10 protein-coding genes are annotated in these 11,857 nt (G+C 45.7%); 5 read left to right on the top strand and 5 right to left on the bottom strand.

Annotation, left to right across the window (positions count from 1 at the left end):
- Positions 1–122: 122 nt before the first annotated feature.
- Positions 123–1,607, bottom strand: coding sequence for a cytochrome P450 (locus H6F98_RS13425; protein WP_192219202.1), 1,485 nt, complete (start codon positions 1,605–1,607; stop codon positions 123–125).
- Between the two features lie 233 nt (positions 1,608–1,840).
- Here H6F98_RS13425 and H6F98_RS13430 point away from each other — a divergent pair, with 233 nt between their 5' ends.
- From H6F98_RS13430 to H6F98_RS13440, 3 genes are all read left to right on the top strand, one after another.
- Entirely contained in the window at positions 1,841–2,704 is an 864-nt protein-coding gene (locus tag H6F98_RS13430) for a prohibitin family protein (protein ID WP_199348457.1), read from the top strand.
- A gap of 309 nt (positions 2,705–3,013) precedes the next feature.
- Positions 3,014–3,640, top strand: a complete 627-nt coding sequence (locus tag H6F98_RS13435; RefSeq protein WP_192219204.1) for a 2OG-Fe(II) oxygenase — start codon at positions 3,014–3,016, stop codon at positions 3,638–3,640.
- A gap of 180 nt (positions 3,641–3,820) precedes the next feature.
- Positions 3,821–4,102: a hypothetical protein gene (locus H6F98_RS13440; RefSeq protein WP_192219205.1), complete on the top strand. Its 282-nt coding sequence runs from the start codon at positions 3,821–3,823 to the stop codon at positions 4,100–4,102.
- A gap of 90 nt (positions 4,103–4,192) precedes the next feature.
- On the opposite strand, the gene H6F98_RS13445 is transcribed toward H6F98_RS13440, so the two are convergent.
- Positions 4,193–7,804: a tetratricopeptide repeat protein gene (locus tag H6F98_RS13445; protein ID WP_192219206.1), complete on the bottom strand. Its 3,612-nt coding sequence runs from the start codon at positions 7,802–7,804 to the stop codon at positions 4,193–4,195.
- Between H6F98_RS13445 and H6F98_RS13450 the strand changes: the two genes are divergently transcribed.
- Entirely contained in the window at positions 7,803–8,030 is a 228-nt protein-coding gene (locus tag H6F98_RS13450) for a hypothetical protein (protein ID WP_192219207.1), read from the top strand. The genes H6F98_RS13445 and H6F98_RS13450 overlap by 2 nt on opposite strands.
- 215 nt (positions 8,031–8,245) lie before the next feature.
- Here H6F98_RS13450 and H6F98_RS13455 read toward each other — a convergent pair whose 3' ends face one another.
- A complete protein-coding gene (locus tag H6F98_RS13455) occupies positions 8,246–8,557 on the bottom strand; it encodes an SDR family oxidoreductase (RefSeq protein WP_199348458.1) in 312 nt (103 codons plus the stop codon).
- A gap of 129 nt (positions 8,558–8,686) precedes the next feature.
- A complete protein-coding gene (locus H6F98_RS13460) occupies positions 8,687–9,229 on the bottom strand; it encodes an SDR family NAD(P)-dependent oxidoreductase (protein ID WP_192219208.1) in 543 nt (180 codons plus the stop codon).
- Positions 9,230–9,309: 80 nt separating this feature from the next.
- Here H6F98_RS13460 and H6F98_RS13465 point away from each other — a divergent pair, with 80 nt between their 5' ends.
- Positions 9,310–11,241, top strand: coding sequence for an ABC-F family ATP-binding cassette domain-containing protein (locus H6F98_RS13465; protein ID WP_192219209.1), 1,932 nt, complete (start codon positions 9,310–9,312; stop codon positions 11,239–11,241).
- 152 nt (positions 11,242–11,393) lie between these two features.
- On the opposite strand, the gene H6F98_RS13470 is transcribed toward H6F98_RS13465, so the two are convergent.
- The gene (locus tag H6F98_RS13470; RefSeq protein WP_192219210.1) at positions 11,394–11,777 is read right to left on the bottom strand and encodes a C1 family peptidase; all 384 of its coding nucleotides are present in this window, start codon (positions 11,775–11,777) and stop codon (positions 11,394–11,396) included.
- Between the last annotated feature and the right edge of the window lie 80 nt (positions 11,778–11,857).

Here is an 11,857-nt window from a genome sequence, read left to right on the forward strand (position 1 = left end):
AGGGGGCATGGCGGCAGGAGTTGTCTCTTTCATCGCTCAAACCTTAACGTAAAATATCTGCCCTGCCTGGATTATACCTTTATTGCTTGTTGATTTTCGTTTAAGTCCCGTTAGGAAGAGGTCTAGTATTCAGACAGGGTTACCATCTCTCGCACGTTACCACGCACACCACCCACACCCTGAGCAAACTGGCGATCTTGCTGATGAACCACCATCGGCATCCCATATTTTGGTGCCATAATAATTACGCCAAAGCGATCAATGCGTAACTGGGGTAGAAGTCGCAGTCGGTAACGTTGTAAAAGCATTGCCAGTACAATTTTGATCTCCATCATCGCAAAGGCTGCACCGATGCAAAGGCGCTGACCAGCACTGAAGGGATTGTATTCATAGGGCGTAGGTTCGATTGTCTCCCAGCGCTGTGGGTTAAATGCCTCAGGATTGGGATAGAGTTCAGGCATATGGTGGGTATGGTAAATGCTGACAAATACCTCCGTTCCCTGGGGCAAAGCATAGCCTCCAAGTTCAGTGGGTTTTGAGGTGACACGCCCATTCCACGGTACTGGTGGCAAGACTCGCATACTCTCTTTGATGACTCGCTCCAACAACGGCAACTGTTGCAACTGCTCAATGGTTGGGGCTTCACCCTGTAGAACACTCTCTAGTTCATCAAGCAAGTCAGCAGCTACCTCTGGGTGCTGCGAGAGGAGAAACAGCGTCCAAGTCAGGGCATTGGCGCTAGTCTCGTGACCAGCAGCAAAGATTACGCTAACATGACCAAGCAGTTCATCCTCGCTCAGTCCGACACCACTCTCCGCATCACGAGCCTGAAGTAGCATTGACAGTACATCCCCATCATCTCTATCTGCCGCCCGTTTTCGCGTAATGATCGCACGCATCTCTTCATCAAGTTGCGCCATCAGATCAAGCAAGCGGTGGTAGGGCAAGCCTGGTAAGTCAAAGGGCAATAAAGCGATCGCAGGTCTTCCTAATAGACTTAAGACATCCTGTATGAGTCTCCCGGTATTGCCGCCGCTTTCACTAATGTCACAGCCAAATAGCGTCTTGGTTGCTATACGCATCGTGAGGAGTCGCATTACCTCAGCAATGTCACAAGATTTATCAATTGCCATTTGGTCAAGTATGGATTGAGTGATAGCAACCATATCGTTGCGATAAGACTCGATCCGTTGTTTATGAAAGGCTGGCATCAGAAGCTGGCGATGCTGTTGGTGCTGATCACTATTGACACCAAATAACCCTACAGCAAAATGCTTCAGGGGTTCAGTGCGTGGTGAAACGTCTTTCTTGAGGTACAACTTCCCTGTTAAGGCATGTTTGTAGTAAATCTCATGCTGGGTTGAGACTTGGCGAACCAGTTCCGATCCATAGGCGAACACAGTACCAGGACAATTGGGAAGCGGTGAATAGATATTGGTGCCCCCACCTTCTACCAGGGAGACGACTGAACCATAGGTTTGGAAGAGCTTTTGGGTGTAGCCGATTGAGTCTTTAGCGAAGAGAAACACATTGGCGGCACGCCCAAAGATTGGTGCTGGAGGAGGACCAGGGACTTTTAGACCAGACTTGTATGTGGTCACTGTCATCGTTGTCTCCTTGGGTGGGAAAATCTAATTAGGACAAGTGTGTTTTTAGTCGTTTTGACCTAAGCGTAACGCTATGTGACAGGTTTGCTGCAAAAACTTTTAAGCTTCTAACGCCAACTAGTATCTGAAGAACCACAAGTTCTAACTCCTGACCTAAAGATCGATGCTCAAGCAAGTCTGGTCTGAACATTGTTAGGCTGGAAATAGTCCCCAGTGGCTACATACAAGGAGTAATGGTCTTGAAGAATCAATATTCACAAAATTGGCAAGCATTAGTCGGGGGGATTTTAGCAGCAGCACTCCTTCTTCTGAGCTTTAGTTCCTTTGTGATCATCAACCCAGGTCAGGCAGGTGTAATCAGCATCTTGGGTAAAGCTAGGGATGGAGCTTTACTAGAGGGCATCCACATCAAACCGCCACTGATTTCAACTGTAGATATCTACGATTTGACGGTGCAAAAGTTTGAAGTCCCAGCGCAGAGTTCTACCAAGGATTTGCAGGATTTGTCCGCTAGCTTTGCGATCAACTTCCGTCTCGATCCAATGAAGGTTGTTGAAATTAGAAGGAAACAAGGCACGTTGCAGAATATCGTGTCGAAAATTATTGCACCTCAGACACAGGAATCTTTTAAAGTTGCGGCGGCAAGAAGAACTGTTGAAGAAGCGATTACCAAACGGGAGGAACTCAAGCAAGACTTTGATACGGCTTTAGGCGATCGCTTAGATAAGTACGGCATCATCATACTTGATACCAGCGTTGTTGACCTGGCGTTCTCCCCAGAGTTCTCCAAGGCAGTTGAGGAGAAACAAATTGCTGAACAAAGAGCGCAAAGAGCGGTTTATGTAGCACAGGAAGCGGAACAAGAAGCGCAAGCAGACATCAATCGTGCTAAAGGAAGGGCAGAAGCTCAACGCCTTTTGGCTGAAACCCTCAGAGCGCAAGGCGGTCAGCTCGTTCTTCAGAAAGAAGCGATCGAAGCTTGGAGGCAAGGCGGTTCTCAGATGCCAAATGTCCTAGTGATGAGCGGTGACTCAAATAGCAGTGTGCCATTTCTCTTCAACTTGGGTAATTTTCAGCAACCGTCTATGCCTGAGTAGCCAATCGCTGATTTGCCGTCACTTAGCATACGTCTGAGGTGAAGACACTGGAAACCGCAGATAAACGTGGATCAATTTAAGAATTGTCTGCCTTTATCTGCGGTAAAAAATTGACTGGGAAGAGAAGTCAGAGGGGTGCATCCCATTTTTGCAGAAATAAGTCATTGTGGGGTGGGCATCCTACCCGCCCTTTAGCTTTGACAGGCTTTCCAGCCTGTCCCACAAGAAAATGTATTTGCACAATTGAGATGCTCCCACCCAGAGGGTATATTGCAGATGTCCTACAACTAACAGCGTTCCCTTAATTTCTTGAGCTACTATAACCAGCAGCACAATGCCTTTCCCCTGAAATATCTCAATAAGTTGGAGAAGCAGATTCTTGCTTGCCCCTACTTTGCAGTAAACAACCTAAACCGCGACTTTGTAGGAACTAAGGGATTTTCAGTTGTTTTCCAGCGTTCAGGATTAGGCGAAGTCGAACAACGCTTTCCCTTCTTCAAAACGTATCTAAGTGTTGCTCTACAATCAACGTGCAACGCCTTCTATCTCAATCCACTGCTACTAACAACGGGTTCTCGCGTAGACCCCCACATTGACCGGAGTTTGCGCTCCTACTGCAAAACTATTGAGCCGCCAGCGATTGTCAGCGTCCTTTATGTTCAGGTGCCACCAGTTCTCCAAGGAGGGGAATTGGTACTACGCCACAATAAACGCCAAGTCGGTCAAATCCGCCCTCAATTGAACACGTTGCTGTACTTTCAGGGTGATTTGACTCATTCGGTTAATGAAGTCACAACTCCAGGAACTCGCCTCAGTTTAGTTTGTGAACAGTACAGCTTGAGCGAAACTGAACTTCAAGAGATTCCGGAGTTTACCCTTGAGTCTAGGGCAATTCAATCGAAGGGTAAAAGAAAAAGGGTCAAGGAATCTGTCTGACCTTTACCCCTCTCCCCTGCCGGAAATGGTTCTACCCGTGTGGGTCGGGTCGCTAGGGACTGAGACAAGCAGAAGCACCCATTTTTTCACTTCGTTATGATGATTTCTTCCCAACGGTTTTAAGGAGTTACGACTAACGAGTGAAAGTTGAGTATCCCAGAACAAAGTACGCTTAGATTCATGGAAAATAGCTTATTTGATAAAACTTTCCGAGACAGTGAGGGCAATATTGTTATTGCTCAACCACCAAATCTGCCGCTTTTGGTTGGAATTACAGCAACTGTACTCACATTAATTGTGAAAAGTGGCAACATCCATACAGGTCTAGACGCAATAGCTTTTGGCTCTTTGTTTACTTGGGCGTGGCAGGAGCTATTCGAGGGCGTTAACTACTTTCGTCGAGCGCTAGGTTTACTCGTGCTGATTGGTTTAATCGCATCGAGGTTCCCCAACAACTTCTGAGTGTTCATCTGCTGTTGAGCATTCTTAGAGAGAGCAAGGAAAACAAAAAAGCGGATAGCTGATAGCTGACAGCTTTCTGCCACATCGCAACTACTCTCTGATCGCCTTCATCCTTACCTTAGTAGGAGGGGGTGAAGCCGTTGGTGCCTTGCCGTTGGTGCCATTGCCATTAGTCCTGAATAACTGCCGGAACCGCTTATCCTCTGCAATTGCCTCAAAATCAGGGTCAGTTTTTGCCTCTGCTCGATGGCTGGGATTTAGCTTAATTGCCTTCTCCAGGTTTTCAACAGCTAACTTTCCTTGTCCTTGTAGGGCATAGCAAGCAGCTTTGTTGTAATAAGCCTTAGCGAAATCGGGTTGAATCGCTAAAGCGCGATTAAAGCTATCTAGTGCCGCGTCATCACGCTCTAGATTAATAAGCATATCACCCCGGTAGTTCCAGGCTTTGTAGGAGTCAGGATTGAATTCAATCACTTTGTCAAAAGAAGCAACAGCGTCTTCGTATCGTTCTAATGTCCCTAAAGCTAAGCCTCGATTCAACCAAGCCACAGCATCATCAGACTGAGCCTGAACCGCTTGATCAAAGGACTTGAACGCCTCCTCATGCCGTTGTAATGTTCCTAGAATCACCCCACGATTGACCCAGGCTTCATGATAATCAGGTTTGAGTTCAAGGGCTTTGTCAAAAGACGCGATCGCATCTTCAGGGCGCTTCATCCGCCCCAAAGTCATGCCTCGATGTAGCCAAGTTTTGTAGTCGTCCGGTTGGATTTGCACTGCTTTGTTGAAAGCTGCGATCGCTCCTTCATAGCGCCGTAATTCTTTCAGGGCAAGTCCTCGGTAGTACAAGCTATCAGCATGATCAGGTTCGAGTTCAAGTGCTTTGTCAAACGAGCCAATCGCTTCCTCGTACTGTTGTAATTCCCATAGAGCAACACCCCGTTGATACCAAACATGATGGTGATCGGGTTTAATATCAAGGGCTTGCTCGTAGTTTGCGATCGCTTCTTTGTAGCGCCCTTGAGACAATAACTCATTCCCCTGATTGACGTAATCGTCTGGGTTCAGGAATAACTGAGGATGGTTAGATTTGAGGCGTTCCAGTTGTTCCGTCAAATCTTGGATTTTCTCAGTCACTTCCGGGACAACTGCCTCTGTAATCGAGGCGGCTGAAAGTTCAGCCAGTTGCTTCAAGATTTGCTCCTTCTGGGTTTGAGCATCCGAGGCAACTTCAGAAAGCTCTGCCGCCAGTGTAGTTTCCAATTTGTCTAAATTCTGAAGCGTTAGATCCTTGCGAGATTGAATTTGCGATTGCAATTGTGAAACTTGAGTTGTCACCTCAGTTTCTATTTGTTTTAAGCTCTGGAGAGTTTGCTCTCTCCGTTCTTGAACTCCTGAGTGCGACGTTGAAACCTGAGTGGTAAACTCGGTTTCTTGAGTTTTCAGGTTCTGGAGAATCTGAGCCATCTGCTCTTGAACCTGTGCCTGTAATTGGGCAAATTGAGCTGTGACTTCAGTCTCTATTTGTCTTAAGCTTTGTAGAGTTTGCGTCTGCTTTTCTTGAACCCCTGAGTGCGAGGCTGAAACCTGAGTGGTAAACTCCGTCTCCCGATTTTTCAGGTTCTGGAGTGTTTGAGTCATTTGCTCTTGAATCTGGGACTGGAGTTGGGCAAATTGAGCTGTAACTTGAGTCTCTACTTGTTCTAAGCTCTGTAGAGTTTGCTCTCTTCTTTCTTGAACTCCTGATTGTGAGCTTGAAAGCTCTGAGCTAAACTCAGTTTCTTGAGTTTTCAGATTTTGGAGAATCTGAGCCATCTGCTCTTGAATATGCGATCGCGATTGTGAGAGTTGAGTCGCTATCTCACTGCCTAATTGTTCCAAATTCTGAAGAGTTACATCCCTCTGCTGTTGAGCTTTTTGTTCGGCTTCGGCTTGAATTTCAGCAAGCTGAGGGGAGAACTCAGTCTGTAGCGTTCTGAGGTTTTGCAGAATTATATCTCGCTGCTTTTGCGCCTCTGACTGAAGTTCACTCAGTTGAGCCACAAACTCAGTTTCTGATGTTGCTAGGTTCTGTAGGACAGCCTCTTTCTGTTTTTGAAGATCAGACTGGTGTTCCGTAAACTGAGGGGTAAATTCGGCGCTTAATGCTTCTAGATTCTGGAGGATTAAGTCTCGTTGCTGTTGAACATTTGCCTGGAGTACAGATAGTCCAGCTTCAAACTCGGTTTCTGATTGCTTCAAGTTCTGTAAGAGAGCCTCTTTCTGGGCTTGAACATCTCCCTGAATGGCAGCAAGTTCTGGGGCAAACTCAGCGTTTGCTTTTTCCAGGTTTTGGAGAATTAACTCTTTGTGGTGTTGGACATCTGAATGCAGTTCAGAGAGTGCCGCCGCAAATACTCTCTCTGAGGTTTGTAGGTTTTGTAGGATAGTATCTTTCTGTGCTTGGACATCTGCCTGAATGACAGAAACTTCCGGGGCAAACTCTGCACTGAGTTTTTCTAGATTCTGGAGGATTAAGTCCCGTTGCTGTTGAACAGTTGCCTGGAGTTGAGACAGTTGAGTAGCAAACTCCGTTTCTGATGTGGCTAGGTTCTGTAAGACAGTATTCTTCTGCGCTTGAACATCTTCCTGAATAACAGAAAGTTCTGGAGCAAAATCTGCGCTGAGTTTTTCTAAGTTTTGAAGAATTAAATCGCCTTGCTGTTGAGCAGTTGCCTGGAGTTGGGACAGTTGAGCCGCAAACTCGGTTTCTGATGTGGCTAGGTTCTGTAAGACGGCATTCTTCTGCGATTGAACATCTTCCTGAATAGTAGAGAGTTCTGGGGCAAAATCTGCGCTGAGTTTTTCTAGGTTTTGCAGGATTAAGCCTTTTTGGTGTTGAGCATCTAAATGCAGTGCCGAGAGTGCTGATGCAAAATCATTTTCTGAAAGTTCTAGATTCTGTAGGACGGTATTCTTCCGGGCTTGGACATCTTCCTGAATAGCAGCAAGTTCTGGGGTAAATCCTGCGCTTAGTTGTTCTAGGTTCTTTAAAATTAAGCCTTTTTGTTGCTGGGCATCTATGTGCAGTTCAGAAATTCTCGCCGTAAATTCTGACTCTAATTTTTCTAGCGCTTGTTTAGCCTCTTGGATTTGCGACTCTAGTTCAGTTAACGCTTGTTTCTTAGACTGAGATACTTCCGAGAGAAGCTGGGATAAATGTTCTCGTTTTGACCCAAGCTCTTGTTGAAAATTTTCTGCCTCAGTATTAATCTCATCGCCAATTTCTTCCGTCTCTTGGAGGAGGGTTTGAGCTTGTTGATTGGCACTCTTGATCTTACCTTCCAAGTCTCCTACTTCATTCAGGTGAGTTCTCACAAGCTCTGCAACTTCTCGAATCACCGCCCGCCGCAACAGGAACAAGGCAACGAGTGATCCAGCTAAAAGCAGTGCCAAGGTTGCCAGCATAATGTTGAAGAGAGTTGTTGTTCGGCTAAAGGCGCGATTTGCCTCGACCTGAACCTGTTCGCTCATACGCCTTTCTTCTCGCAATTGCTCCAGTTCTTGCCGCTCCTGATTTGAAATTACTGAGGTGGGGGTTGATTCAGGGGCGTTAGGGTTGGCAGACTGGGCATTGGCAAGGTCAACAGACAGTAGGAAAGTTGAAAGGATGACACTGCATTGCGCCAGCCATGCGAAGATACCTAGATTCTTGTGCTTCATGAGAACTCCCTTTGCCTGTTGGTCAGGTTTGGCGATCGCTTACAGAAATCACCAGAAATTTAGTGACTTTAGTACTAGGATATATGCTGCGTTTGCCAATCGGAGTTCATTCGCCTGCTCCCGACTTCGGGGAGTACGAGGACAGCGCTTTCAAGAGCTGACGCAAGTTCCAGAAAGTGCGATGAGCTTGTTCTCAGTAGCGTCGGTGCATTCTGGGGCTTTGTAGCAGCTCTTATTCTGTAAGATTTCTTCACAGCATCGACTTGGCAAACAGAGCTGAAATTTACGATTTTTGACAAGACTTATGCCACAACTCTATTCCTAGGGTGCATTATTTAACGAACCCTACTACTTTGCTAATAAAGCTTAGATTTATGATTGTTATGTTGTTCCGACCACAAAGATCAGAGCAGTACTAGAAAATCTCAATAAAATTCCTCGTCAAGCAGCCGTGTAGCCACCATCGACAAATAGCACTGCACCTGTAACATAAGATGAGGCATCTGAGGCTAAAAAGACAACTGGACCAACCAACTCCTCCGGTTTACCCCGACGAGCCATCGGTGTGAACGTTTCAATCTGCTGCTGCTTTTCGGGCTTGTCATGCTCCACATCGGCACCACGCATAATATTTTCAAAATAACCTGGCGCAATGGCGTTCACGCGAATTTTCTTAGGTGCCCACTCAATAGCCATCATTCGAGTCAGTTGGTTGATGCCGCCCTTGGCAGCACCATAGCCCTCTTCTGTCACTCTCCGGTTTTTCCTATTATTAATATTTTCTACAAAGGAGGTGTATTAGGGAATACAGCGTTTGCCCATCTAATTTTGGCAATTTCCCTACTCGGATCAATTTCTATGAAGGAAAAAGTCTGCGATCGCCTACCATAGGTTAGTTCTAGACTTCAGCAATGGCAAAAGTTTTCGGAGAGTGACAGAAGAGGGATAGGCAGTTAATCCGTGGATACCAACGACTGATGCAATTGATGAAATGTTGATAATTGAACCGCCTTCTCCCTGCTCCATCATTTGGATAGCTGCAAACTGAGAGCAGATAAAGTGACCTTTAAGGTCAACATCCAGAATTCGATCCCATTCTGACTCACTAAGGGCTTCTGCTGGTTTAATGATGTCAATTCCAGCATTGTTGACGAGGATATCAAGCCGTCCGAACTCGTTGAGCGCGAATTTAATTAAGTCTTCACAACTTTGTCGCTTAGAGATATCAACAAAAGTGGCAGCAGCTACGCCTCCAGCCTCATTGATTGCCTGCGCTGTCTCAAGAGCCTCTGTCACGGATAGGTCGCAGATAATAACTTTTGCCCCAAACTCCGCTAAACCCTCAGCCATACATTTTCCAAGACCACGCCCCGACCCAGTAACAATAGCGACCTTCCCCGACAGGTCAAACAACTTCGCGTTCATAATGGTTTTCAGGTGCTTCTAGTTCATTGAATCAGTCACCTGTACTTTTTTCTATCCTCTGCCTCAGTTAATTTCACCTCATGAGTATCTTCACGCTGCAATCTGTTCAAAAAGACTTTGGCATCAAGGAAATCCTCAAAGAGGCAAGTTTTAGTCTAGATGCCACTGATAAAGTCGGCTTAATTGGCACCAATGGTTCTGGTAAATCTACGCTGTTGAAGATGATTGCCGGACTAGAGCCAATTGACGGCGGTCAACTCTTGGTCAATTCTGGAGTGAGAATTGTCTACTTACCTCAACAGCCAGACTTGGATGAAAATCACACTGTCTTGGAACAAGTGTTTGCAGACAGTGGCGATCAGATGACGCTGGTGCGTGAGTACGAGGAACTATCGCACAAATTAGCTCACCATTCAGAGGATAGCCAACTGATGGCGCGATTCTCCCGTGTGATGCAACGAATGGAAGCCACAGGTGCTTGGGAACTGGAGACAAAGGCGAAAATTATTCTGACTAAGTTGGGAATTGAAGACTTCGATGCCCGTATTAGTACTTTATCCGGTGGCTATCGTAAACGCATCGCCTTAGCGGCGGCTCTGCTTTCTGAGCCGGATGTGTTACTGATCGATGAGCCGACAAACCATCTGGATGCAATGTCGGTTGAGTGGTTACAGGATTATTTGAACCGCTACCGAGGGGCAATTCTCCTGATTACCCACGATCGCTATTTTCTTGATCGTGTGACGAATCGGATTCTTGAAATTGACCGAGGCGACCTCTACACCTACTCTGGCAACTATTCCTACTACCTAGAGAAAAAAGCCTTATCAGAAGAATCTGCTATCAGCAGTCAGCGGAAACATCAAGGCGTGTTGCGGCGGGAGTTGGAATGGCTCAAACGAGGACCTAAAGCACGTAGTACTAAGCAAAAAGCTCGAATTGACCGCGTCCACGATCTGCAAGCCACTGAGTTTAAACAAGTTCAAGGTAAGGTTGATATTTCTACTCCTGGTCGTCGAATTGGGAAGAAAGTTATTGAGGTAAAAAATGTCTCTAAAGCTTACGATGGTCGCACTCTAATTAAAGATTTCACCTACGAATTTAGCCCTGATGACCGCATTGGTATTATTGGAGGCAATGGTGCAGGTAAATCTACACTGATGGATATTATCACCGGACGCATTCAACCCGATTCAGGCAGTGTTGAAATTGGTTCAACCATTCACATCGGTTATTTTGACCAACATTCAGAAGAATTACTGGATGCACTTAATGAAAATCAGCGCGTGATTGACTACCTCAAAGAAGTTGGGGAACTTGTTAAAACGGCAGATGGGACAGTGATTACAGCTTCACAAATGTTGGAGCGTTTCTTGTTTCCTGGCAACCAGCAATATGCACCAATTAGCAAGCTTTCAGGAGGCGAAAAACGTCGTTTGTTCCTACTGCGGGTGTTGATGAGCGCTCCTAATGTGTTGATTCTCGATGAACCGACGAATGATTTGGATGTCCAAACGCTTGCAGTATTGGAAGAATATCTAGAAGAGTTTAACGGCTGTGTAATTGCCGTTTCGCACGATCGCTATTTTCTTGACCGTACTGTAGAACGAATCTTTGCCCTTGAACCAGGCGGCAACTTGCGTCAGTATCCTGGCAACTACTCAGTATATCTAGATTACAGGCAGGCAGAGGAAGCTGAAGCATCTCAACAGAGTGCTAATTCTCAAGCGAAAAAAGCAGAATTGCCTAAAGCTGAAAAGTCAGACAGTCAATCTTCAAATAATGGTAAGTCCCGCAGAATCTCAAATTGGGAAAAGCGGGAATTTGAGCAATTAGAAGGTAAGATTGCCCAACTAGAAGCAGAGAAAGCTGAGGTTGAAAAAGCCCTATACAATGCACCGCCAGGTTCTTCTACCAAGGTGCAACAACTTTATGAACAGGTGGGAGCTTTGACAAAAGCGATCGACGCGGCAACTGAACGCTGGATGGAGCTAGCTGAGATGGAGACTTAATTCAACAATTAGGAGCATCCATTTTTGCCGATATACCCGTATTGTCGAGGCACAATTTAATCAAACCTTGACAAGACTGTTTACTAATTAATTAATCTTATTGTCCAGTAGGGTGCTTTGGAACGCACCCTACAAGTAAGTTGCAAATTCCATTAATTAACTAATCTAATTGTCCAGAAATCAGTGGCTAAATCTGGATTCAAAATGTAGGAATAAGGCAGGGTAAAATGACCTTTAATACCCCATTCAGTTCCCCAAGAATTTCTAACAAGAAATCTTTGGGTTGCATTATCATAACCAACGACTAATACAGCATGGCCACCAACTTCTTTCTCTCCTGGGGCAGGCATTTGTACCACACCAGTTTGAGCAACAGTTTTTCCTTCAAAACTTTCATAAACAGTCATGCCAAAGGAAAAAGGATAGCCTTCCGCGAGACAGCCTTTCATCTGATCAAGATTCTGTGATACCTGACGATAAGAAAGGGCTTTATGTCTACTAGCCTGAAGGGGTGACGAGTAAGCTGGAAGCTTGATAAGTCAAGATTTCTACCCCATTAACCTACGCCAAGATGTCAGCTTATTGACAGGATTGTTGAGAATGAGCTGTTGAACTC

It is taken from the genome of Microcoleus sp. FACHB-SPT15 (assembly GCF_014849525.1).
In the GTDB taxonomy this organism is placed as follows: domain Bacteria; phylum Cyanobacteriota; class Cyanobacteriia; order Cyanobacteriales; family Coleofasciculaceae; genus Symplocastrum; species Symplocastrum torsivum.